At 61.1% G+C, this 23372-nt stretch carries 17 protein-coding genes, 1 pseudogene and 1 riboswitch; of the genes and pseudogenes, 5 read left to right on the plus strand and 13 right to left on the minus strand.

The features are described from left to right. Window positions 1-55 precede the first annotated feature (55 nt). Window positions 56-832 carry a response regulator transcription factor gene (locus HXS66_RS14050; RefSeq protein WP_255303272.1) on the plus strand — a complete coding sequence of 259 codons (777 nt, stop codon included), beginning with the start codon at window positions 56-58 and terminating at the stop codon, window positions 830-832. Between the two features lie 143 nt (window positions 833-975). Here HXS66_RS14050 and HXS66_RS14055 read toward each other — a convergent pair whose 3' ends face one another. The 4 genes from HXS66_RS14055 to HXS66_RS14070 all read right to left on the minus strand — a co-directional run bounded on the left by HXS66_RS14055 (window position 976) and on the right by HXS66_RS14070 (window position 4981). After that, entirely contained in the window at window positions 976-1560 is a 585-nt protein-coding gene (locus HXS66_RS14055; protein ID WP_176503883.1) for an NAD(P)H-dependent oxidoreductase, read from the minus strand. 133 nt (window positions 1561-1693) lie between these two features. After that, entirely contained in the window at window positions 1694-3112 is a 1419-nt protein-coding gene (locus tag HXS66_RS14060) for an amidase (RefSeq protein ID WP_176503884.1), read from the minus strand. Between the two features lie 92 nt (window positions 3113-3204). Continuing rightward, a complete protein-coding gene (locus HXS66_RS14065; RefSeq protein WP_176503885.1) occupies window positions 3205-4731 on the minus strand; it encodes a sodium:solute symporter family protein in 1527 nt (508 codons plus the stop codon). Between the two features lie 10 nt (window positions 4732-4741). Then, window positions 4742-4981 carry a hypothetical protein gene (locus HXS66_RS14070; RefSeq protein ID WP_077371300.1) on the minus strand — a complete coding sequence of 80 codons (240 nt, stop codon included), beginning with the start codon at window positions 4979-4981 and terminating at the stop codon, window positions 4742-4744. Between the two features lie 345 nt (window positions 4982-5326). Between HXS66_RS14070 and HXS66_RS14075 the strand changes: the two genes are divergently transcribed. After that, on the plus strand, window positions 5327-7519 hold the full coding sequence (locus HXS66_RS14075) for an OsmC domain/YcaO domain-containing protein (protein ID WP_084208482.1): 2193 nt from the start codon (window positions 5327-5329) through the stop codon (window positions 7517-7519). 382 nt (window positions 7520-7901) lie between these two features. Beyond that, a complete protein-coding gene (locus HXS66_RS14080) occupies window positions 7902-8903 on the plus strand; it encodes a hypothetical protein (protein WP_176503886.1) in 1002 nt (333 codons plus the stop codon). A 10-nt stretch (window positions 8904-8913) separates the two neighbouring features. On the opposite strand, the pseudogene HXS66_RS14085 reads toward HXS66_RS14080, so the two are convergent. After that, window positions 8914-9767, minus strand: a pseudogene (locus tag HXS66_RS14085) (IS5 family transposase). Between the two features lie 60 nt (window positions 9768-9827). Next, window positions 9828-10748: a LysR substrate-binding domain-containing protein gene (locus HXS66_RS14090; protein WP_176503887.1), complete on the minus strand. Its 921-nt coding sequence runs from the start codon at window positions 10746-10748 to the stop codon at window positions 9828-9830. 179 nt (window positions 10749-10927) lie between these two features. Between HXS66_RS14090 and HXS66_RS14095 the strand changes: the two genes are divergently transcribed. Together HXS66_RS14095 and HXS66_RS14100 are read left to right on the plus strand one after the other, a co-directional pair. Then, a complete protein-coding gene (locus HXS66_RS14095; protein ID WP_240704314.1) occupies window positions 10928-11632 on the plus strand; it encodes an SDR family oxidoreductase in 705 nt (234 codons plus the stop codon). A 238-nt stretch (window positions 11633-11870) separates the two neighbouring features. Continuing rightward, complete coding sequence (locus HXS66_RS14100) at window positions 11871-12554, plus strand: type 1 glutamine amidotransferase domain-containing protein (protein ID WP_077371308.1); 684 nt, start codon at window positions 11871-11873, stop codon at window positions 12552-12554. Window positions 12555-12775: 221 nt separating this feature from the next. Here the strand turns inward: HXS66_RS14100 and atzF are convergent, their stop codons facing one another. The 7 genes from atzF to HXS66_RS14135 all read right to left on the minus strand — a co-directional run bounded on the left by atzF (window position 12776) and on the right by HXS66_RS14135 (window position 22945). Next, the gene (gene atzF / locus HXS66_RS14105; RefSeq protein WP_255303273.1) at window positions 12776-14608 is read right to left on the minus strand and encodes an allophanate hydrolase; all 1833 of its coding nucleotides are present in this window, start codon (window positions 14606-14608) and stop codon (window positions 12776-12778) included. Further along, window positions 14608-18429 carry an urea carboxylase gene (uca, locus tag HXS66_RS14110; protein WP_176503888.1) on the minus strand — a complete coding sequence of 1274 codons (3822 nt, stop codon included), beginning with the start codon at window positions 18427-18429 and terminating at the stop codon, window positions 14608-14610. Before uca ends, atzF begins: the two co-directional genes overlap by 1 nt. Before the next feature lie 199 nt (window positions 18430-18628). Then, the gene (locus HXS66_RS14115; protein ID WP_176503889.1) at window positions 18629-19339 is read right to left on the minus strand and encodes an urea amidolyase associated protein UAAP2; all 711 of its coding nucleotides are present in this window, start codon (window positions 19337-19339) and stop codon (window positions 18629-18631) included. Window positions 19340-19429: 90 nt separating this feature from the next. Then, window positions 19430-20188 carry an urea amidolyase associated protein UAAP1 gene (locus tag HXS66_RS14120; protein WP_176503890.1) on the minus strand — a complete coding sequence of 253 codons (759 nt, stop codon included), beginning with the start codon at window positions 20186-20188 and terminating at the stop codon, window positions 19430-19432. Further along, window positions 20172-21038, minus strand: coding sequence for an ABC transporter ATP-binding protein (locus tag HXS66_RS14125; RefSeq protein WP_176503891.1), 867 nt, complete (start codon window positions 21036-21038; stop codon window positions 20172-20174). The genes HXS66_RS14120 and HXS66_RS14125 overlap by 17 nt, the downstream gene beginning before the upstream one ends. Continuing rightward, entirely contained in the window at window positions 21035-21859 is an 825-nt protein-coding gene (locus tag HXS66_RS14130; protein ID WP_077371317.1) for an ABC transporter permease, read from the minus strand. The genes HXS66_RS14125 and HXS66_RS14130 overlap by 4 nt, the downstream gene beginning before the upstream one ends. A 108-nt stretch (window positions 21860-21967) precedes the next feature. Beyond that, window positions 21968-22945, minus strand: coding sequence for a putative urea ABC transporter substrate-binding protein (locus tag HXS66_RS14135; protein WP_308478423.1), 978 nt, complete (start codon window positions 22943-22945; stop codon window positions 21968-21970). Window positions 22946-23169: 224 nt separating this feature from the next. Then, window positions 23170-23278: riboswitch (guanidine-I (ykkC/yxkD leader) on the minus strand. Between the last annotated feature and the right edge of the window lie 94 nt (window positions 23279-23372).

Consider the following 23372-nt stretch of genomic DNA (forward strand, 5'->3'; position numbering starts at 1 on the left):
AGACTTGTTGTGCGCTCCAGAAATATCGAGTTGGCATTGCGTGCTGGCGAAGCTGATGACATCGGCATCTTCGGCTGAATTCCCTCGCTTGCTGCAGGACGTCTTCCACGACGTTCTGCCTTTTGACACGATACTGGTCAGCACCTACAAGCAAGGGTGCGCACCCATCCTGATCTACGACAACTATCCTCCTGAGCGCCGGCAGCAGGGGGTAGAGCGTTATATTGGTGATGCATACATATTGGATCCCTTCTATACCTCGACCCAGCAAAGGTGTCGTCCCGGCGTCTACCGCCTGAGTGAGCTGGCGCCTGATTGCTTCGAGGACAGTGAGTACTACAAGCATTATTACGGCGCGTTGGGACTCAAGGATGAAATTGGCATCTTCATACAACTGCCCGGCGACATCGTGATGGTGTTTTCGCTGGGATTGCATGAGACCTCTCTGCCGCTGACTCGAAAATCACTGCTGGCGCTCAAGAACCTGCAGCCGATCATCGAACCCCTCGCGCGTGAGTATTGGAAGTGGCAGGGCGTCAGTTTCGTGGATCGCCTGGAGCATCATGAGCCGGTAGAGGCCGCCTTCGATAGCTTTGGTGATGGTCTTCTGACGCAGCGTGAGCAGGACATCGTCAAGTTGTTGCTGGCCGGCCATTCCACCAAATCTGCCGCGCGTGAACTCGCCATCAGCGATGGCACCGTCAAGGTACATCGCAAGCATATCTATCAGCGTCTGGCCGTCTCGAGCCAGGCCCAGATGTTCCGCCTGTTTCTGGATCACGTCTCGCTAGTCTCACGCCAGAGCGAGGCACTGACCCAGGTCGGGCCTTGATCGGTGTACTCAAGCGTCGGATTACCTCTACTTGATGGCTGAATGACGACTACTCAACGACGAAAGGCTGCCCATGGCAGCCTTTCGTGTTTTCGAGAGCCTGAACAAAGCGTCATCCGTTCAGTTGTGCTGGCCCCGAGCCTTCAGGCGCGGCCGATATGCTCGCGCAGATGCTCACGATAGGCCCGCGTGTAAGCCTCCAGATCGGGATTCTTGATCACATCAGTGGCCAGATAGGTCGGAAGTGCCGACATGCCCAGGAATTCCATCGCCTTGTGCACGGGATAGTAGACGGCATCGATGCCTTTGCCTTCGAAGAAGTTGCCCGCTTCATCAAAGGCTTCGAGGGGCGCATTCCAGGTCAGTGACAGCATGTAGCTGCGGCCCTGCATCAAGCCACCCGTGCCGTAGCCCTGGGTCGGGTTGGTGCGGTGACGGCCATCGCTGGCATACAAGGCACCATGGCCTTCTGTCAGGACATCATCGAGATACTGCTTCACGGTCCACGGCAGGCCCATCCACCAACCCGGGGTCTGATAGATGATCAGGTCTGCCCACAGCTGTTTCTCCACCTCCGCCTTGGCGTCAAAGCCTTCCACGATGACGGTTTCGCGCACCTCATGGCCCAGCTCGGCCAGCTCACCGCGTGCCAGCTCATGCAGGGTCGCATTGAGCTCGCCATTGGAATGGGCAAAGGCCTTGCCGCCGTTGATCAATAGTATCTTCATGCAATGAACTCCAGAACTGTTGGCTTTTCAGCAATGGAGCGCAGCATGAGCGTTCGCAAGTCATTGATAAAGCGGCGCTGCTGTAAAACACCTTTGCTGTAGGTGCAACAATCTTGGCGCTTTACCCTTTATGTCATGAATTCAAACCGGCGTAGTCCAGTCTGGGCATGACGCGCTCCAGCAACCTGGCGGCATGCATCACCTTCATGTCCTGGAATTTTCCTCCGACAATGTGCAGGCCGACAGGCAGTCCCTGGTCATCCAGCCCACAGGGGAGGGAGGCAGCGGGTTGTTGAGTGAGGTTGAAGGGGTAGCTGAAGGGGGTCCATTCCATCCAGTCGTGATATCTCCCCTCCGGCGGTACGTTGTGGCCGGCAGTGAAAGGTGAGATGGGCAGTGTAGGAGTGATCAGCAGGTCCCATTGCTCGTGGAAGGATTGCATGTGTGCGCAAAGCGCAGTTCGCTCTCGTCTTGCCGCCAGATATTGCGATAAGGAAATGTTGCTCCCGCGCGCTGCAATGTCCAGCAAGCCCGGGTCCATCTGATCTCGCTGGCTGTCGGTCATCTTCTCGAGCACCTGGGTGGCACCCGCGAACCACAGGGTATTGAACGTCTCCAGCGGGCAGGAGAAGCCCGGATCTATCTCGATGACCTCCGCGCCCAGTCGGGACAGCTGAGCGACGGCGTTATCCACTCGCTTGCGTATGTCTGGCGCGACTTCCACGTAACCCAGGGTCGGGCTGTAGGCGATCTTCCAGCCTTGCAGCGAGACTGGCGTTCGGGTGTCCATTCTGAGGCTGTCCGGATCGCCAAGCAGACCATCTCGGCTATCGGGCTGCGCCATGCTCTCGAGCATCAGGAGGCTATCGGAGGCCGTGCGCGTCATTGGTCCCAGGTGTGAGAGGGTCGACATGGCACTGGTCGGCCACTGGGGAATCCAGCCAAACGTGGGTTTCAGGCCGAAGGTGCCGGTAAAGCTGCAGGGAATGCGGATCGACCCACCTGCATCACTGCCCTGATGAAGCATGCCCAGGTTGAGCGCGGCCGCTGCTCCAGCTCCACCCGAGGATCCACCGGAGGTCAGCGCGGTATTCCAGGGATTGCGTGTCACGCCGTGCAGCGGGTTGTCCGTCACTCCCTTCCAGCCGTACTCCGGTGAGGCTGTCTTGCCGAGAAACACGGCGCCTGCCTTGCGCAGACTCGCAGCCACCGGGGCATCGACATCACTGCCTCCGTCCGGGGATGTGGTGGAGGAGCCGTACCGGGTCGGCATGCCGCGCGACAGCGTGAGGTCCTTCAAGGTGGTCGGCACGCCATCCAGTGGGCCGCAGGGTGTGCCCTTCATCCAGCGGGTTTCGGCGTCTTTCGCCGCCTTCATTGCCCCATAATGGGCGATGTGCACGAAGGCATTGATCTTGGGGTTGAGCGTGTCGATACGTTCCAGGCAGTCCCGGGTCAGCTCGACGGGGGAGAGCTCGCCTCGTCGAAACAGTGCCAGGGCATCAATCGCTGTCAATTCAGATAATTGCGTGGGAGTAGAGACTGGGTTCATGGCCGATCCTGTCCATTGGATAGCAAGCAATCGAGTAGCTGAATGCGCTCGGAAACGAAAAGGGCCTGCGTGATGCAGGCCCTTTGTTCTGGTCAGCGGGCTTCGATCACCCGAGATGGACCAGCCTCGGCGTCTTCCAGCTGCTCCGGGTGATACTCGGCGGTGTAATCCCGACGCGCCTGGGCGAAGCGTTCCACCACCTCGGCATCCTTGCGCTGCAAGGCCAGGCTGAGGATCACGAAGGCTGACGCATTGAGGATCAGGCCCCAGATACCGGCATGCAGGCCAAGCGGGTTGCTGACACTGGCGCCGTAGGACAGCCACAGGACGATCACGATGCCCAGGCTCAGGCCCCAGAAGGCCGCTTGCGGGTGGGCCTTGCGCCAGGTGATGGCGCCCAGTGTCGGCACGATCAGCTGAGCGGTGCCCGCCAGTGCCGCGATGCCGATGGTGACCAGCAGTCCCGGAACGGTCAGGGCCAGGATGTAGGCCGCGAGAGAGAAGCCCACCAGGGACAGGCGCCCGATATGGACGATGCGTTCCTGATTCGCCTGCGGGTTCACGTAGCGCTTGTAGATATCCATGGTGACAACGGTCGATACCGCATGGATCTGGGAGTTGGCCGTGGACATCGCCGCTGCCGCGCCAGCCGCCATGATCAGCGAGGCCAGCAGGTACGGCGCATAGTTCATCAGCATGACGGGCAGAATCTGGTCAGCATTCTCCAGGCCCGGCTCCAGCAGTACCCCGGTATAGCCCGTCAGTACCGAGCCGAAGTAGGCGAAGGCGGCGAGCCCCAGCAGGAAGGGCATCAAGCCGAACAGCTTGCCGCTTTTCACCGAATACATGCGCAGCCAGATCTGGGGGCCCATGAAGGCGCCGATGGCCACGATCACGAATAGCGAGAACCACATGGAGTAGCCCATGTTGCCATTCGGCCCCGGCAGGGTCAGGTGCGCGGGCGAGTCGCTGGCAAGCTGCGCGAACATGCTGGTCGGGCCACCTGCCTGGCCGGCGATGTAATAGCCCGCATACATCATGCCGAAGAACAGCAGCGCTCCGTAGATCACATCCGTCCAGGCGATGGCGCGGATCCCGCCGACCCACACATAGACGATGATGATGAAGTAGAACAGCAGCGCGGCCAGCCAGAAGGGCACGACGCCACCGGAGGCGACCTCGATCAGATACGCGCCACCGGTCAGCTGGATCTGCAGATACGGCACGGTGAAGATCAGCGTGATGACGGCGACGAGGATTCTCAGCGCTTCACTGTTGTAGAAGTCGCCCATCAGGTCTGACGGCGTCAGGTAGTCGAAGCGCTTGCCGAGATACCAGACACGCTTGCCCACCCAGTAGTACATGAAGCCGAAGAGCAGGTTCCACGCCAGCGCCGTGAGATAGATGGGGCCACTGGTATAGAAGGTGGCGTTGGAACCGAGGAAGGCAAAGGCGCTCCACCAGGTGGCCGCCACCGTGAAGAACACGGCAATGCTGCCCATGGCCCGCCCTTGCACGAAGAAATCTTCACTTGTCGTCTGGGACTTTCGCGCGGACACGAGCCCGACGATCAAGGGGATGATCATGAAGGCCGCGATGATCAAGATACTTCCCGTCATGATGAGCTCCTCAGCGCTTGCCGCCGGTGGAAGGGGCCTTGGCGCTACCCCAGTTGGTCAGGTAGGCGTACAGGAACACGGCGGTCAGGAAGCCCCACCACACCAGGTTCCAGACGAGGAAGAACGGGATTCCCATCACCATGGGCTCGATCTTGTTGGCCATCAGGATCATCGGGCTCTCGAGCATGAAAAACCCGAACAGCATGCTGCCGTAGATGGCGACCTTGCGGGTCGTGAAGCGCTTCATCATTGCATTCCCCTTTATTGTGGTTGGTGGGGGGTGTTGTGACCTGTCGTGGACAACGACAGGGGGCGGAACATGGCAATGCATCAATTATTGTATTTATGCGCATAAATTAACCAATAGGTGACAATCCCCGTACCGTCAAGAAAGTGGCGGCGATTGCACCGGGTGTTTCAGGAAGTGAAGAAGATCCGCCGGCCTCCCTCAGCGGCTGGCGACAGCAGGAGTGCGCAAGTCTTCCGCTTTTCGTCTCACCCGCGACGCAGGCCCCCAAAATCTGGATAATGGCGGCCATCGCGTAGCCGCCTCCGGCGTGCTGGCGCCCATACTCTTCACAGCGGTGCATCGTTCATGGAAATCAAGGTCAACTTTCTCGACAACCTGAGGCTCGAGGCGAAATTCGATGACTTCACGGTCATCACCGATCAGCCCATCCGCTACAAGGGCGATGGGTCGGCGCCGAGCCCGTTCGACTACTTCCTGGCGTCGTCGGCGCTGTGCGCGGCCTACTTCGTGAAGGTGTACTGCGTGGCGCGCAACATCCCGACCGAGAACATCCGTCTGTCGCAGAACAACATCGTCGACCCGGAAAACCGCTACAACCAGATCTTCAAGATCCAGGTGGAGTTGCCGGAAGAGCTGTCCGACAAGGACCGCCAGGGCATCCTGCGCTCCATCGAGCGTTGCACGGTGAAGAAGGTCGTCCAGACCGGCCCGGGCTTCGAGATCGAGACGGTCGACAACCTCGACGAGGACGCCCAGGCCCTGCTGATGGCGGAGCCGCCGGAAGGGCAGAGCACCTGGATCGAGGGCAAGGACCTGCCGCTGGAGCAGACCATCGCCAACATGACGGGCCTTCTGAATGATCTCGGCATGAAGATCGAGATCGCCTCCTGGCGCAACATCGTGCCCCACGTCTGGTCACTGCACATTCGTGATGCCGCCTCGCCGATGTGCTTCACCAACGGCAAGGGCTCGACCAAGGAGAGCGCGCTGTGCTCGGCGCTGGGCGAGTTCATCGAGCGTCTGAGCTGCAACTTCTTCTACAACGATCAGTTCTTCGGCGAAGCCATCGCTGACAGCGAGTTCGTGCATTACCCGAACGAGAAGTGGTTCCAGCCGGGCCCGAACGATGAGATCCCGGAAGGCGTGCTGGACGATTACTGCCTCGAGATCTTCAATCCGGACGGCGAGCTGGGTGGCTCCAATCTGATCGACACCAATTCTGGGCGTGCGGACCGTGGCATCGTGTCTCTGCCGTTCACCCGTCGCTCGGATGGCGAGACGATCTACTTCCCGTCCAACCTGATCGAGAACCTGTACCTCAGCAACGGCATGAGCGCCGGCAACACCTTGCCGGAAGCCCAGGTGCAGTGCCTGTCCGAGATCTTCGAGCGTGCCGTGAAGCGCGAGATTCTCGAGCAGGAACTGACCCTGCCGGACGTGCCGCAGGAGGTGCTGGCCAAGTACCCGGAAATCGTCGAGGGCATCGAGGCACTGGAAGCCCAGGGCTTCCCGATTCTGGTCAAGGACGCCTCGCTGGGTGGTCAGTTCCCGGTGGCCTGCGTGACCTTGATGAACCCAAAGACCGGCGGTGTCTTCGCCTCCTTCGGCGCGCATCCGAGCTTTGAGGTTGCCATCGAGCGCAGCCTGACCGAGCTGATGCAGGGCCGCAGCTTCGAGGGTCTCAACGACTTCATGCCGCCCACCTTCAACTCGCTGGCCGTCTCCGAGCCGAACAACTTCGTCGAGCACTTCATCGACTCATCAGGCCTTGTCTCCTGGCGTTTCTTCAGCTCGAAGACTGACATCGAGTTCGTCGAGTGGGACTTCTCCGGCAGCAATGAAGAAGAGGTCGCCAACCTGTTCGGTATCCTCGATGAGATCGGCAAGGAATCGTACATGGCGGTGCACGAGGACCTCGGCGCGCCGGTGTGTCGTATCCTGGTGCCGGGCTATTCCGAGGTCTATCCGGTCGAGGACCTGGTGTGGGACAACACCAACATGGCGCTGGATTACCGCGAGGACATCCTCAATCTGCATCGTCTCGATGACGATCAGCTGGCGGACCTGGGCGAGCGTCTCGAAGAGAGCCAGCTTGATGAGCACATGGACATCAAGACGCTGATCGGCATCGAGTTCGACGAGAACACCATCTGGGGTCAGCTGACGATTCTCGAGCTGAAACTGATGATCAATCTCGCGCTGGGTCAGCACGAGGATGCGCTGGATCGTGTCGAGATGTTCCTGCAGTACAACGACAACACCGTCGTGCGCGGCCTCTATTATCAGGCCATGAAGGCGGTGCTGGAGATCACCCTCGACGATGAGCTGGAGCTCGAGGACTACCTCTACAACTTCCGCCGCATGTTCGGTGAAGACACCATCGCTGCCGTGGTCGGCTCCGTGCAGGGTGAGGTGCGCTTCCATGGTCTGGAGCCCACCAACATGCAGCTGGAAGGGCTGGATCGCCACCTGCGTCTGATCGAAAGCTACCAGAAGCTGCACGCCCATCGTGCTGCCTTGGCGGCCGAGCAGGCCTGATGCTCGCCTGCTGAATCCTGTGGCATGACCTGTGGCATGACCTGTGGCATGAAAAGAACGGCCCCTCACTGGATGGTGAGGGGCCGTTTTCGTTTCCGGGGGCTTGCGTATGCGTACCAGTGGCTCAGGACAGCACCTTCTGATCCTCTGCCAGACGCTGACAACACGCGATGATCTGCTCCCTGATCCAGCGGTGCGCCGGGTCCTTCTGGGGCAATGGTAAAGATTGTAATTTCTAGTATAGCTGATTAATATGGAAATATAATATTCTGTAATGCACTATCTAGCTAATAGTTCAGCAGGTGTTTTAGTTATAATTATAGTTATAGTTTGGATGTTGATGTGGTTATTTACAAAGTAGGCAATTTTTATGGAGAAAGGGATGACTGCATTACAAAAGCTAGATCTCAGTTATTGCTCGGAGCAAGATCTACAAAACTGGCTTAATGTCTACTCTGGTGTCTTGTACTTTGTTCATATAGGTAGGAACGCGTGGCATACTACTTGGATTCAAAGATATACTACTGACTGTATGCATGCTGATCTAGACCATGCTAAGGCTCACGCAGAAAATTTAAGAAATAATGGGACAAGAGTTTATGTTCAAGAGTTGCCTTGCATAGTTTTTGAGACTAGTGGTTCTAATCCCAACTACGTAGCAGTAGAAATAAATACACCAAATCCATTTTCAAAATTCACATTTGACTCTAGTGTAATAGTAGACACAGGGCTTGATTTTGAGCAAGTTGGAATTCCATCTCAAGGAATATTAAATGCATTTAAATCAAAATTTAATTATGCTGGAGAAGAGCATGATGGTGGCCAGACGGACAATACAATTTTACTAGAGGATACACTTAATTTAATTTCTAATAGCGGGAAAGATAATTTTTATAAATACATATCAGTGTCTAATGGGGCAAAATACTATTTGGGGTGGGATAGAAGTGAAATAACAATTGATAACAATCATGTTATAGATGTAAGTAATAAGTGCATGAAGCTAAAAGAAGTTTTATTTTCAATGTTGTCCAAGTCGCCGAGGGTTATGATAGAAGATCGTATTAAGTTCTTAAGGCAAACCGAACATTATTTAACTGAAGATAGATCTGTATCCGAAATTGTGGATCTGAATATCTTAGAAAAGATTCCAGCTGCGATTCTTTGCAAAATGAATTCTTCTACCCTTGTTAGTTTTATGAAGAGCTTAGAAAAATTGATTGAAGCAGGTGCTACTAGTTATGAGGTTGAGGCATATATAGACTCTATAAAGTGGATACCGTTTGGTATTATTGGATCTGATAAATGGTTGCAAAGATATAGGGTTATAGCAGCTCAATCCGATGGGTGTAATGTTATAGATTTCCCGTTAGATAAAACCTAAACTTTATATCTTAGGTTCTGTACGAAAAGTCGGCTCGTAGACAGTGGCGTATGCAAGCTACGCATACCATCGCATAAAAGCTACGGGCCAACTTCTCATATCGCGTCGCAATACGCCGGAACTCTTTCAGCCAACTGAAAGAGCGCTCCACGATATTTCGCTGACGGTACATGGGTTTATCGAAACCGCGTGGGGGACCTGACCGGGGTTTCCGCTTCATCTTTCGTTTAGCGATGACCGGCTTGATTCGTGCACGGTCGCAGTAACGGCGCAACTCGTCACTGTCATAGCCCTTGTCTGCCACGATGTAGCGGCAACGTTTTCGTGGCCGACCAAGACTCCCTGGTAGATGAACCTTTTCCAGGGTGGGCATGAAGTACCGCGTATCCGACTCTTGCCCCGCCGACAGCGTGAAGACGATAGGCCAGCCAAGGCGATCGCAGATTTAATGGATTTTGGTCGTGATGCCGCCACGACTCCGGCCCAACGCATGGTCTAAGGGTTCTTCAGATCCCCCTTTTTGCCTCCGCCACCGGAGGCGCGTGTTGCACGAACGGCGGTTGAGTCGATCATCCAGATCTCGAAATCCATCAGGCCATCTTCACGAAACCGAAGTTGAAGCCGCGACAAGACCGCCACAAAGGGACCGTCATCACGCCATTGTCGGAACTTGGCGTAGACAGTACTCCAAGAGCCATAACGTTCGGGAAGGTCGCGCCACTTGGCGCCAGAGCAGAGGGCCCAAAAGATGCCGTTCAGCATCTGTCTGTCGTCTTTCCTGGGCCTGCCCATCGATTGAGCCGGTGAGGCAATGTCTTCGATCAACTGCCATTGGCTATCCGAGATTCCGAAGCGTCCTGTCATAGCGCACCTATGCTGGATGTGCATGGGTCACATTAGCAAAAATGACTTTTCGTACAAAACCTAATCTTTACTAGCACAACAGGCGATGATCTGCTCCCTGATCCAGCGGTGCGCCGGGTCCTTCTGATAGCGGCGATGCCAGCTCAGATGGAAGGGGAAGGAGGCGAAGGCCACGGGCGGCGGCACGAGGGTGACGGCGAACTGACGACAGAAATGCTGGCACAGTCCGGTGGGCAGGCTCGCGATCAACGGCGAGCGTTCCAGCAGGGAAGGCACGGCCATGAAGTAGGTGACGGCCAGCGCCACCTCGCGCTTCAGCCCCTGACCCTCAAGCTGCTTGAAGATGCCGCTTTTCAGGCGGGCATGCGGTTGAACCAGCACATGGGCGTGGTGCTCGAAATCCGCCTTGGTCATGCGGCCCTCGCCATCCAGCCGCTCCAGCAAGGGATGGCCATTGCCCACCAGGCAGTCGATGCCTTCGGTGATCACCTCACGCACCACCAGATTCTCGGGCGGGTCGACCTGACGCCCGAAGGCGAGATCCGTCGTGCCGCTCATCACGCCAGCCTCGCTCATGTCCTGTGACAGTCTGCGTACCTGCAGCGTGATGCCGGGGGCCTGCTCACGCAGGATCGTCGCCAGTTGCGGCAGGATCAGCACCTCGAAGTAGTCGTTGGCGGCGATCTCGAAGTGACGGCTCTCGGTGGTGTGGTCGAAGTGTCGCTCGCTGTTGATCAGGCCGTCGAGATCGGTCAGCGCCGCCTCGATGGTCGGGAACAGGTGGTCGGCCTTCTCGGTGGGGCGCATGCGCTGGCGGTCGCGAATGAACAGTGGGTCATTGAACAGTTCGCGCAGTTTCGACAGCGCCGCGCTCACCGAGGGCTGACTCAGGTGCAGACGCTCGCCGGCGCGCGTGACGTTCTGCTCGAGATACAGCGCATGAAAGGTGCGCAGGAGGTTGAGGTCGTAATTGAGCTTCATGATGACTACCAGAGCAGGCGGAGTGTCGCGGAGTGTCTCGGCTGCACTCGGGCGAGTGAGCACTATTTGTCTGGATGATAGCAGCTATCCGGACTATCGATTATCACGATGGGAGGCTCAGGCGGTAGGGTGGTCTCAAGGACACGGCGAGAGATCAATGCGACCCACAGGAGCGATCCATGAGTGATGTGAAGCAGATGCAAGCCGAAGGGCAAAAGATCATTCTGATCACCGGCGCCTCCAGCGGTATCGGTGAGGCCACCGCACGCACTCTGGTGAAGGCCGGGCACAAGGTCGTCGTGACCGCCCGCCGCAAGGAGCGCCTCGATGCGCTTGTCGAGGAACTTGGCAGCGACAAGGTGCTGGCGATCGCCGCGGATGCGACGGACTACGATCAGCTCGCCAAGGTCGTCGAACAGGCCGTCGCCCATCATGGCCATCTGGATGTGGCGTTCGCCAATGCCGGTACCGGCGTCAGCCAGGCTGGCACCGAGAACGGCGATCCCGAGGAGTGGAAGCGAGTCGTCGACATCAACATCAATGCGCTGCTGTGGACCGCCCACGCGACCCTGCCGCATCTGAGAGAGCGCAAGGGCCACTTCATCCTCACCAGTTCCGTGGCCGGGCGCGCCAATCATGCGGGCTCCATCTACAGCGCCAGCAAGTGGTTCGCCTACGGTTTCGGCCAGAATCTGGCGATGGAAATGGCCGAATGGCAAGGCCGCTGCACCACCATCACGCCGGGCATGGTCAACACCGCCTTCTTCGATGAGCCCAAGCCGGACAAGCTGGACCCGCAGGATGTGGCGGATGCCGTGCTCTACGCCATCAGTGCCTCACCGCGTGCCAATATCCGCGAAGTGCACCTGGTGCCGACCTGGTGAGCCGGTTCGCTCGAAAGCCGGCTTCCGCCTTCGCTGAGCACGCTTTCGCAGGACAGCTATTTGTATGAGCGATAGTGGCTATCTGGACTATCGATTATGACGATGGTGACGTGAGCCGTAAGCTTGATTCCACACAGGGCGAGCATCACGTGCCGATCATCACAGGGCGAGCATCACCTCGCCGACAAAATTCGTGAAGTGACCGTTGCGGGCTATCCCGCACGTAAAGGAGAGCATCATGAGCAAGGTTCTGGTGGTAGTGACATCCCACGATACGCTGGGTGACACGGGCAAGAAGACAGGCTTCTGGCTGGAAGAGCTGGCGGCTCCCTACTACCTGCTGAAGGATGCCGGTGTCGAGGTGACACTCGCGTCGCCCAAGGGCGGTCAGCCGCCGCTGGACCCGGCAAGCCAGGGCGAGGACTTCCAGACGGATGCCACTCGCCGCTTCGACAAGGACACTGCCGCTCAGCAGGACCTCGCCACCACCGCCGTGCTGGCAGACATGAAGGTCGAGGACTTCGATGCCATCTTCTACCCGGGTGGCCACGGCCCGCTGTGGGATCTGACCAACGACGCCGATTCCATCCGTCTGATCGAGCAGTTCCACGCGGCGGGCAAGCCGGTCAGCTCTGTCTGCCACGCCCCGGCCGTGCTGCTGAATGCCCGCAAGCCGGATGGCACTCCCTTCGTGGATGGCGTGCATGTCACCGGTTTCACCAACGGCGAAGAAGACGGTGTCGGCCTCACTGACGTCGTGCCGTTCCTGGTGGAAGAGGCGCTGCAGCAGAAGGGCGGCATCTATGAGAAGAAGGACGACTTCACCTCCTACGCCATCCAGGATGGGCTGATCATCACCGGTCAGAACCCGATGTCGTCTGAAGGTGTCGCGGAACTGCTGCTCAAGAGTCTCGAGCAATAAGTGCCCTGAGCGACAAGCACTTCGAGACACAAGCACTGCGAGACACAAGTTCTGCGAGACACAAGCACTTCGAGAGACAGACACCTCGAGCAACAGGTGCTTCATGATTCGGGCGCTGCCTGATCTGACGAGTGCATGAAAAAAGCCGCTACCGGTCATCCGGTAGCGGCTTTTGCGTGTCTGGCATCCAGCTTCGACGAGAGGTTGTCAGCGAGTGCGGATCACCCGCGCTCCACCCACGCCTTCCAGCCGCCGTACTCGCTGATGTCCGTCATCGGCACGCCACTGTCAGCGGAGACCGAGCAGATGAAGCCTGAGACCCAGCGGCCGTCTTCGAGTTCGATCTGGCCCAGTCCCAGCGGGAAGGGGATGCCGGCGAGGAAGCTGCCGACACTGGCGATGGGCAGTGACCAGACTTCCAGCGCGATGCTGGTGCCGCCCTCTGGCGCGCGCAGCATGGCCGGTTTGGCGGGTGTGGCGTCATCCAGTTGATAGAGGCGGTAGCGGGGGGCGCTGTGAGTACGGGCGACCAGGCGGGCATCGCGCTGGGTGAGCTGGTGATTGAGCGGCATGCCAGTGAGATGCGCACCGCAGACCGCGATCTCGAGCCGGCCATACTTCGCCATCGGCAGATCGCTGTCGGCGAGGCGAGCCTGAGGACGGGCAACGGCACTGGCCCCCAGCGGCAGCGAGAACTCCTTCTCGAGCAGCCGCGCGATGCTCAGCAGTTGCAGGTCTTCGAAGGCGGGCGCGAACAGCGTCACACCGCCGGGCAGGCCTTGGCTGTTGAAGCCGACCGGTACGGCCAGTGCGCTCAGATCCAGCAGGTTCATGAAGTTGGTCCAGGTACCCAGCTCCGAATTGACCGCGATCGGCGCCTCGGCCAGCTCCGCCTTGGTCGGCAGGCGTGGCGTGGTCGGGGCCAGCATCACGTCCACCTGCGCGAGCAGGGCATCGGCCTGACGGCGATATTCGGCCAGTTGATAGCGGGCATCGAAGGCATCCACGGCCAGCGGCGTGGCACCGCCAAGGGTGATCTCGCGCGTCACCGGATGCAGTGCCTCGGGATTGCGCTCGATCAGCTCGCGCACCGCGTGATAGCGCTCCGCCACCCACGGGCCTTCATACAGCAGGCGCGCGGCGGCCAGCAGCGGGCTGCAATCCAGCTCGATCAGCTCGGCCCCCGATGCCTTGCACTGACGCATCGCCGCTTCCATGTAGCCGCTGTAATCGGCGTCGGTATGCCACTGGGTACGCGGCGGCACGCCGATGCGCAGGCCGGCGAGATCCGGCAGGAGGCCGTAGGTCTGGCCATGCACGGCGAAGTCGTGCTCGCGCGCCCAGCGGTTGTCGGCATCGAACTGTGCGGTGACGGACAACACCCGCGCGGCGTCATCGCAGCCGAGTGCGAAGATCGAGATGGTATCCAGGGTGGCGCAGGCCGGCACCACACCGCCCGCGCTGAGCAGGCCGAGGGTCGGCTTCACGCCCACCAGATTGTTGAAACAGGCCGGCACACGCCCGGAGCCCGCCGTGTCCGTGCCCAGCGCGAAGCTGACCTGACCCTGGGCAGTGACGACGGCAGAGCCACTGCTGGAGCCCCCCGGCACATAGGCGGGGTCGAAGGCATTGGCGGGTGTGCCATACACCGGCAGTGCACGCTCCCCGACCAGACCGGTGGCGAACTGATCCAGATTGGTCTTGCCCATCGGGATGGCACCGGCCGCGATCAGCTGCTTGACCACGAAGGCGTCATCGTCTGGCGTGTAGGCGAATTCCGGGCAACCGGCGGTAGTGGTCACGCCGGCGAGATCGATGTTGTCCTTGATCGCGAAGGGGATGCCGTAGAGCGGCAGTGACTCGGGCGCCACGTCGTCCAGACGCGCCAGATAGGGTTCCAGCTGATCTGCGCTCAGGCGGGTGATCCAGGCGGCGTCTTGTTCGGGCTGCGCTGCCAGCAGTTCATTCACCAGCTGGCGTGGCGTCAGCTCTCCGGCCTGATAGGCCTTGCTCAGCGCCGTGATGCTCAGGTTGTGCGGGGTATGGGTCATCATCACAGCGTCTCCTCGGAGGACAGGGTCGATTGGGCGTTGTCTGGTGCGCTGGCATCAGCTGGATCAGTGGCTTCCACGGCGGTCGACAGCACGATCAGCGGCTGGCCGGGGGCGACGCCGCTGCCTTCCTTGATCGGTAGGCGAACGACACGGCCTGCGGTGTGGGTGCGAATCTCGACTTCCATCTTCATCGACTCGACCAGCGCCACCACCTGGCCGGCCTCGACGAGATCGCCCTCGGCGACCTCCAGCTTCCACAGGCTGCCGGTGACCGGCGTCTCGATACCCAGCTCGTCATCGCTCAGGCTGTCGGCTTCCTGCACTTCGTTGACCTGATCCTCGAAGGTGAACTGGCCGCGTGCATGCCAGTCGTCGATTTCCTGCTGGAAGGCGGCCTGACGGCGTTCACGGAAGGCATCAGTCTCGGCCTGATGCTCGGCGATCTGCGCCTGATAATCGGCGAGGCGGAAGCGGGTCTTCTCGATCTTGAGGTCGTAGCGTCCCTGAGGATGATCACGACGGATCTGCTCGAGCGCCTCATGGCTGACCGGATGGAAGCGCAGTTGATCGAACACGCGCAGCAGCCACGGGCTGGTGAAGTGTTCGGTGCGGCGATAGCGATTCCACATCTGCAGCGTGCGGCCGACGAACTGATAGCCGCCCGGACCTTCCATGCCATAGACGCACAGATAGGCGCCGCCGATACCCACCGAGTTCTCGGCGGTCCAGGTGCGTGCCGGGTTGTACTTGGTGGTCACCAGGCGCTGGCGCGGGTCCAGCGGCGTGGCCACCGGCGCGCCGAGATAGACATCGCCGAGGCCCATCACCAGATAGCGGGCGTTGAGCACCGTCTCGCGCACCGCCGCCTCATCGGCGAGGCCATTGATGCGGCGAATGAATTCCAGATTGCTCGGGCACCAGGGGGCGTCCGGGCGCACCGAGCGTTGGTACTTGTCGATGGCCTGCTGACACGCCGGGTCATCCCAGGACAGCGGCAGGTGCACGGTGCGCGCCTCGATCTCGATGTCCTCGACATCCTTGAGCGCGACTTCCGCCTGTTCGAGGTGCGTCATCAGTGTGGCGAGGGCAAGCTTGCGCGGATCGTAATGCAGCTGCAGCGAGCGGATGCCCGGTGTCATCTCCATCAGGCCGGGCAGCGGATGCTCCTTGAGCCACAGCATCCAGGCGTGGGCGCGGAAGCGCAGCGCGATATCCAGCTCCATCTGGCCGAATTCGATCAGCAGGAAGTCATCCCCGGCGCGGCGATAGACGATCTGCTCGCCGCCTTGCTCGGCGCTCAGGCGCTTGAGTACTGGGGAGTCGTCCGGACGCGGACGTTGCTCAGCGATGGCGCTCAGTGTGTTGCTGGTCGCCGCCAGAGGTGACTTCAGTGCGTCGAGCTTGCCACTGGCGAGGGCTGCGAGTACGGCGTCCTGCTGCACCTCAATGGCGCGGGCCTCATCCAGAGTCAGTGCGACGAAACGGATGCGATCGCCGGCGGCCAGCTGGCCCAGCTTCCAGCGTTCCGCGCGCACCACGGTGGCCGGACACACGAAACCGCCCAGTGACGGGCCGTCCGGGCCGAGGATGACCGGCATGTCGCCAGTGAAGTCGATGGTGCCGAAGGCGTAGGCGTTGTCGTGGATGTTGGAAGGGTGCAGACCGGCCTCGCCACCATCGGCACGCGCCCACTGCGGACGCGGGCCGATCAGGCGCACGCCGGTGCGGCTGGAGTTGTAATGCACTTCCCAGCGGTGGCCGAAGAAGGTGCTGATGTCGTCTTCGGTGAAGAAGTCCGGCGCACCGTGCGGGCCGTAGAGCACGCCGATCTGCCATTCGCGACCTGAGGTCTTGCCTTGCTCATTGTCGATAATGCCAGCGCCCTGCGGGATCAGCGCCTCGGGCAGCCGGGTCAGGGTGGGCTGGGGGCACTCGGCGAGATCAGCCAGCGGCAGGGTGTCGCCACTGCGCAGGGCACGTCCGGCATGGCCGCCGAACTGGCCCAGGGTGAAGGTCGCGCGCGAGCCCAGATACTGCGGGCAGTCGATGCCACCGGCGATCAGCAGATAGCTGCGCGCGCCGGCGGCGACCTTGCCCAGGCTCAGGGTGCTGCCAGCGGCGATCTCATGCACCTGCCACAGGGCAAGATCGTGAGTCGCGGTGTCATCGGAGCCGGCTACAGGTGCTGAAACGGACAGCGTGGCGGGCAGCGGCGCACCGGCCAGCACCACGCGCGTGGCGCGGTGGAAGTGCAGCGTCGGGCCATTGAGGGTGATCTCGAGGCCTGCGGCATCGGCCGCGTTGCCCAGCAGCGCATTGCCGAGACGGAAGGCGTAGTCATCGAAGGGGCCGGAGGGCGGCACGCCCACATCCCAGTGCCCCTGGCGACCCGGCATGTCCTGCACGGTGGTCAGGGTGCCAGGGACGATCACTTCAAAGGTCGGTGCGGCCCACTCGAGGCCTTCCAGCCAGCGGGTGTAGATCTCGACATTGCGGAAGCGTGGGTCTTCCAGCAGGTGCGACAGCCACTGGCGGTTGGTCTCGATACCGTAGAGGCGAGAGGCGGTCAGTGTCCTGGAGAGATCGCCGCGCGCCTGCTCGCGAGTCGGGGCGTGCACCATCACCTTGGCCAGCATCGGGTCGAACCAGGCGGGGACCTCGAAGCCGGCCTCGATGGAGTGATCCACCCGCAGCTGGCTGTCATCGGCGAGGGCGGCGGTCACGGCGTCATTGGCGAACTCCACCTCGGTGAGCAGGCCGCTGGAAGGGCGGAAATCGTGCTGCGGATTCTCGGCATAGACGCGTGCCTGCATGGCGTGGCCGCGGGGCGTCAGCGGCGCGACCCGCTCGCGCAGGTTGCCCAGCTCACCGGCGCCCAGCTTGAGCATCCAGGCGACGATATCCACGTCCCATACAAGTTCGGTGACACCATGCTCGACCTGCAGGCGCGTGTTGACCTCCAGGAAGTAGAAGGCCTGACGCTCGGCGTCATAGATGAATTCGACGGTACCGGCGCTGCGGTAATTGACGGCTTCGCCCAGACGAATGGCGGTGGCGATCATGTCGTCGCGTACGCGCTCGGGCAGGTTAGGTGCCGGGCATTCCTCGATGACCTTCTGGTGGCGGCGCTGACTGGAGCAGTCGCGCTCGCCCAGCGCGATTACCGTGCCTTCGCCATCCCCGAACAGCTGCACTTCCAGGTGACGGGCGCGGGCGATGTACGCCTCCAGGAAGACGCCGCCATCCCCGAAGTTGCGCTCGCCCAGTCCCTTGACCGAATCGAAGGCACGACTGAGGGAGGCGTCATCCTCACACACCTGCATGCCGATGCCACCGCCGCCGGCGGTGGACTTGAGCATCACCGGATAGCCGATACGGGCGGCCTCGCTCAGTGCGCTCTCGACATCGTCCAACAGGCCAGTGCCGGGCACCAGCGGCACGCCGGCATTCTCGGCGATGGTGCGCGCTTCGTGCTTGAGGCCGAAGGCGTGGATCTGCTCGACGGTCGGGCCGAGGAAGACCAGGCCAGCGGCGTCACAGGCCTGGATGAAGCGGGTGTTCTCGGACAGGAAACCATAGCCCGGGTGCACGGCCTGGGCGCCACTCTCGCGGGCGATGGCGATCAGCTTGTCGATGTCGAGATAGGTGTCGGCGGCGGCACCTTCGCCGAGGCTGTAGGCGTCATCGGCCTCGCGCACGAAGGGGGATTCACGGTCGGCTTCTGCGTAGACGGCGACGCTCTGGACACCGAGGGCACGCAGCGTGCGCTGGATTCGGGTGGCGATGGCGCCACGGTTGGCAATCAGGACCTTGTGGAACATGACGGAGTCATCCTTCCGGCGGCGGGTCGTCCCGCCTTCAAACTGTGAGCTGCCGGTCGTCCGGTAGCCGGGCAGAGCCTTGGGGGCTGACGAGTGATGCAAGAGAGATGACATCGTCAGGTGGGGCTCGGCCGTTTCTTGTCGTATGCGTGTTCGAAAGCGTCGCTGTCAGCTCGGCGGCTCAGCTCAGCTCGGCGGCTCAGCTCAGTGGCGAGTCGCTGATGCGGATGGCGACCGGTGTCGGGTCATAGCCGTTGCAGGGGTTGTTGAGCTGCGGGCAGTTGGAGAGCAGCACGTAGACGTCACGTTCGGCGACCATCTCGACGTACTTGCCCGGGGCGGACAGGCCGTCCTCGAAGCTCAGGCCGCCATCGGCGGTGACCGGCACGTTCATGAAGAAGTTGATGTTGTGGCCGATGTCGCGCTTGGTCAGGTCGTACTTCGGGTAGCGGGCGATGGCCAGCATCCAGTTGTCACGACAGGAGTGCATGTGACGCTTTTCCAGGTCGTAACGCACGGTGTTGGACTCGCTGGAACAGGCACCACCCAGGGTGTCATGACGGCCACAGGTATCGCCGGTGATGGTCAGCAGCGGGCGGCCACGGGTGGAATACAGCACGCTGCCGGTGGTCAGGTAGACCTTGCCCTGCTCGCGTACGGTGTCCATCGCGCTGTAGCGCTCGGCGGTGTCGTCGGCCGAGAAGAACAGGGTGTCGGCGGCCTGATTGCCGTGCAGGTCAGTGATGCGCAGGTGCTGACCGGCGCGCACCAGCCCGATGAAGTGATCGCCGGCCTCGACGGTGCGCTCAAGCTCGCGCGGCTGCTGTACGGGGTCGGCGTAGCTCAGCGGGGCGTCATCCGTCGTGGCCGGGGTGTGGGCATGGGGGTGTTCAAGCGTCGAGGTGCACATGGGGATGTCCTTTGTCCTTGTCATCTGGGGCGTCGTTTCCAGTTGCCACTAGCCCGTCGCCGTGGCGTCCGTCTGCTGTCGGGGAATGCCTCAGCCCGCCAGGTGATAGAGCTGATTGTTGGCGTAGGCGCGGGCATTCTCGGGGCGCGACAGATAGCAGGCGTCGTGCTCATCCATCGGTGTCGCGGTGCCGAAGGTCATGTCCACGCCGCGCAGCGGATATTCCTCGGCGGGGTCCAGCGGATGCGGACAGGTGTGCAGCAGGACGAGGGTGTCCATCTCGAAGCGCAGGGTGACGCTGTCGCCGGCGGCGCAGTGGTCGGTGACGTAGTGCAGGTTGGCGTCTTCATCGGCGCGCACGCGGGAGAACAGATTGAGGTTGGCGCACAGGTCGCGCTCGCTCAGGCCGTACTTGGCCATCTCGATCAGCAGGCTGTCGTGGCCGGTAGGCGTGAAATCATTGAAGGCTTGCTGGTAAGCCTTCTTGTGCCAGCCCTTGGCGGCGAAGTGCTGCTCCATCAGGTTGCCGCTGGCGCTGTCATGCCAGCCGAGATCATCCTGGATGATGGAGGCGAAGATGCGGCCCATGTCGGAATACAGGCAGTGCCCTTCGGTGAGGCGGAAAGTGTGCTGACCCTTGAGGGTGTCCGGCAGATTGAGACGCTCAAGCGTGTCCAGCGGGTTGTACATCACCAGGCCGACATTGGCGTTGGCTTCGCGGGCGGTCAGCTTGAGCGCGCTGCCACGCGGCATGCGCATCGACCAGTGATGGCCGCCGGGCAGATGGGTCTGGTATTTCGCGGTGAAGCTGGCGCGGGCGGTGGTCGCGGCATCAAGCGGTATGTTCATTGATTTGGCCTCCGGTGAGAGTGGCTTGGGAAACGGAGTGGGCTGGCGTCGTCAGCGTTTCGTGCGCGAGCGTCGGCTGGTTAGCGCCCATCTGGACAGCGCCCGGCTGCTGAGACGACGTCTTGGCCTTGCTGCGCTCGGTGGGCAGGTCGTAGGTGATGGTCGAGCCATAGGCCTGCGGGGCCTGCGGGTCGACACGCACCTTGTCGAACACCCAGACGCGTGAGCCCAGTTCGAACGCTTCCTTGAGGTCATGGGTGATCATGAAGATGGTCAGTTGCTGTTCTTCCCACAGACGCAGGATGAGCTGGTGCATGTCCTTGCGGATGCCCGGGTCCAGCGCGCCGAAGGGCTCATCCAGCAAGAGGATGCGCGGCTTCATCATCAGTGCCTGGGCGATGGCGAGGCGCTGCTGCATGCCGCCGGACAGCTCATGCGGGTACTTGTCCAGCGCGTGGGACAGGCCGACTTCCGCCAGGCGTTTCTCGGCGGCGACCCGTGCCTCGCGACGCTTGGCCCCGAACAGCTTGCCGGTCAGCGGGGCACGCGCCAGCTCCTCGGCCATGATCACGTTGCCCAGCACCGTGAGATGCGGGAAGACGGAATACTTCTGGAAGACGATGCCGCGGTCCGGCCCCGGTTCGCCGGGGATGGGCTTGCCGTCCAGCAGCAGCTCACCGCGCGAGACGCCTTCGGTACCCAGCAGCAGCTTGAGGAAGGTGGTCTTGCCGCAACCGGAGGCGCCGACCAGGGTGATGAATTCCCCGGCCTCGACGGTCAGGTTCATGCGTTCCAGCACGACCTGCTGGCCGTAGTGCTTCTCGAGACCCTTGGCGTGGATCAGGCTCATGATTGGCTCTCCTCAGCGTGGTACCAGGGGAAGGCGCGGGTCGAGACGAGCACCAGCAGACGGTCGAGCAGGAAGGCCAGCAGCGTGATCCAGGCCACGTAGGGCAGGATGACGTCCATCGCCAGATAGCGGCGCACCAGGAAGATGCGATAGCCAAGGCCGTCCTGGGCGGCGATGGCTTCCGCGGCGATCAGGAACAGCCAGGCGCTGCCGAGTGCCAGACGCGTGGCGCTCAGAAGGCGCGGGGTCAGCTGGGGCAGCAGCACGCGGGTCAGCACCTGCCAGGAGCTGGCGCCCAGGGTCTGGGCCTTGATTAGCTGCTCATCGGGCAGGCGCAGGGCCTGATTCTGCAGGTCGCGAATCAGGAAGGGCGTGATGCCGATGACGATTAGCGCGATCTTGGCCAACTCACCCGTCCCGAAGGCGATGAACAGGATCGGCAGGATCGCCATCGGCGGAATCAGGGACAGCACGGTGATCAGCGGGGACAGCTTGGCGCGCAGCAGCGGCAGGCCGCCGGTGAGCAGGCCGACGCTCAGGCCGATCAGCGCACTGATCAGCACGCCGGCCAGCAGGCGTTCGAGGCTGGCGAAGGTGTCGGTCCACAGCGGCAGGTCACCGGTGCGCACGTTGACCTCGGTGGCCAGCTTGGCGAAGGACTCGCCCATGGACGCGAAGGACGGCAGCAGGCGGTCGTTGGGGTTGTCGAGCAGTCGCTGGTTGGACTGCACGATGTAGAGGATGGCCAGCAGCGCGAAGGGCAGGCCACCGAGCAGCCAGCGGCCACCACGGGAGGGTGTCAGATTGATCAGGCGTTTCATGCGCGGGCTCCACGGGTGCGAACGAGGGTGCGGTCGAGGGAGGCGGTCGGTTCACCAGCCACAGAGACAGCTTTCCTGCGGCTGGTATGCGGCATCCACTGCGTGGCGTTACTGGCTATCGGCCAGTGCGGCGGTGTAGCTCGGGTCGAAGCGCAGCATCACGTTGCCCTCATTGCCGACGATGCCGGCAGGCGTCTCGATACCGATGAAGCCGGCATCCGGCGCGCCTTCGCCCAGCAGCCCCTGCGCGAAGCTGAAGTCGGCGATGTGCTGCATGGTGTCCTTGAGGCTCGGGTCATTGAAGGCGCTGACAGCCTCTGACGGAGTGAAGTACATGTGGGTCGCGGCCAGCTGGGACTGATAGCCGGCGAGGTCCGTGCCTGCGGCATCGGCCATCTGGGTCAGCGCGGCTTCGTCACCGGCCTTCATCTTCTCCATCACTTCATACCAGGCGCCGACGAGGGCATGGCCGAAGTCCGGGTTGTCTTTCAATGTCTGGGTATTGACGACCATCAGGTCGAGAATCTCGCCGGGAATATCGCTGGAATTGAAGACTTCGGTGTAGCCGGGCATGTCCTTGAGGGTGGCCAGCTGTGGGTTCCAGGTGACCACTGCCTGAGTATCCGGGTTGCTGGCCAGCGCGACGATATCGGCATCGCCGGTATTGGTGGTGGTGAGGTCGCGCTCGCTCATGCCGACGCTGTCCAGTGCGCGTGCCAGCAGGTAGTGGGAGACACTGAACTGCACCAGATTGACCTCACGGTCCTTCAAGGACTCGATGGAATCGCCGTCGCGTACCATCACGCCATCATTGCCATCGGAGTAGTCGCCCAGAATCAGCGCGGTGGAATCGACACTGCTGGCGGCGGGGAGGGTGAGGGCGTCCATGTTGGTCATGGCGCAGCCATCGACATTGCCGGAGGTGTACTGATTGATGGACTCGACGTAATCGTTGACCTGTACCACATCGATATTGATGTCGTACTTCTTGGCCCACTTGTCGACGATGCCCTGGGTGTCCGCGTATTCCCACGGCATCCAGCCGGCATACACCGACCAGCACACGCTGAAGGAATCCTGCGCCATGGCCTGCGGGCTCAGCGATGCGCCAAGCAGCAGAGCGCCGGCCAGCGCAGCACGTCTGGAAGCGTTTCTGGAAATGGTAGATGAAGCAGATGAGACAGCAGCGGATGACACCTGGGCGCTGGCATCCGAGGGGGAAGTCGTAGACGGGGAAAGGCGAGTGGGCTGGGTCATTGTCGTTATCTCCGGCGGAAAAAGTGAGAGGCGCCGACCTTTTCAGGCGTTGCGTCTCCCGGGCTTTTGTCCCGCCGTGTAACCCCCAGCTTGGAGGTCGAGTGCTCTCGGACCAGTCGTGACGGCCATCAGCCAGTCACCGGAACCCTAGCGCTCCATTGGTGTAGATTTTCGATTGTTGTATGCCTATCGGTGCCTCGCTGAATGTCTAGCAGGAAGTGTGCCGGAGAGGAATTGTATATATAAATCAATGATA

The sequence above is a fragment of the Cobetia sp. 5-11-6-3 genome (assembly GCF_013374055.1).
Classification (GTDB): domain Bacteria; phylum Pseudomonadota; class Gammaproteobacteria; order Pseudomonadales; family Halomonadaceae; genus Cobetia; species Cobetia marina.

Excerpts from the sequence above, each read along its gene's own strand:
- HXS66_RS14120 (WP_176503890.1), bottom strand. The coding sequence starts at position 20,188 with ATGAACATACCGCTTGATGCCGCGACCACCGCCCGCGCCAGCTTCACC.
- atzF (WP_255303273.1), bottom strand. The coding sequence starts at position 14,608 with ATGATGACCCATACCCCGCACAACCTGAGCATCACGGCGCTGAGCAAG.
- HXS66_RS14125 (WP_176503891.1), bottom strand. The coding sequence starts at position 21,038 with ATGAGCCTGATCCACGCCAAGGGTCTCGAGAAGCACTACGGCCAGCAG.
- HXS66_RS14115 (WP_176503889.1), bottom strand. The coding sequence starts at position 19,339 with ATGTGCACCTCGACGCTTGAACACCCCCATGCCCACACCCCGGCCACG.
- HXS66_RS14050 (WP_255303272.1), top strand. The coding sequence starts at position 56 with ATGACATCGGCATCTTCGGCTGAATTCCCTCGCTTGCTGCAGGACGTC.
- uca (WP_176503888.1), bottom strand. The coding sequence starts at position 18,429 with ATGTTCCACAAGGTCCTGATTGCCAACCGTGGCGCCATCGCCACCCGA.
- HXS66_RS14080 (WP_176503886.1), top strand. The coding sequence starts at position 7,902 with ATGACTGCATTACAAAAGCTAGATCTCAGTTATTGCTCGGAGCAAGAT.
- HXS66_RS14055 (WP_176503883.1), bottom strand. The coding sequence starts at position 1,560 with ATGAAGATACTATTGATCAACGGCGGCAAGGCCTTTGCCCATTCCAAT.
- HXS66_RS14130 (WP_077371317.1), bottom strand. The coding sequence starts at position 21,859 with ATGAAACGCCTGATCAATCTGACACCCTCCCGTGGTGGCCGCTGGCTG.
- HXS66_RS14100 (WP_077371308.1), top strand. The coding sequence starts at position 11,871 with ATGAGCAAGGTTCTGGTGGTAGTGACATCCCACGATACGCTGGGTGAC.
- HXS66_RS14065 (WP_176503885.1), bottom strand. The coding sequence starts at position 4,731 with ATGACGGGAAGTATCTTGATCATCGCGGCCTTCATGATCATCCCCTTG.
- HXS66_RS14075 (WP_084208482.1), top strand. The coding sequence starts at position 5,327 with ATGGAAATCAAGGTCAACTTTCTCGACAACCTGAGGCTCGAGGCGAAA.
- HXS66_RS14070 (WP_077371300.1), bottom strand. The coding sequence starts at position 4,981 with ATGATGAAGCGCTTCACGACCCGCAAGGTCGCCATCTACGGCAGCATG.
- HXS66_RS14135 (WP_308478423.1), bottom strand. The coding sequence starts at position 22,945 with ATGGCGCAGGATTCCTTCAGCGTGTGCTGGTCGGTGTATGCCGGCTGG.
- HXS66_RS14060 (WP_176503884.1), bottom strand. The coding sequence starts at position 3,112 with ATGAACCCAGTCTCTACTCCCACGCAATTATCTGAATTGACAGCGATT.
- HXS66_RS14095 (WP_240704314.1), top strand. The coding sequence starts at position 10,928 with ATGAGTGATGTGAAGCAGATGCAAGCCGAAGGGCAAAAGATCATTCTG.
- HXS66_RS14090 (WP_176503887.1), bottom strand. The coding sequence starts at position 10,748 with ATGAAGCTCAATTACGACCTCAACCTCCTGCGCACCTTTCATGCGCTG.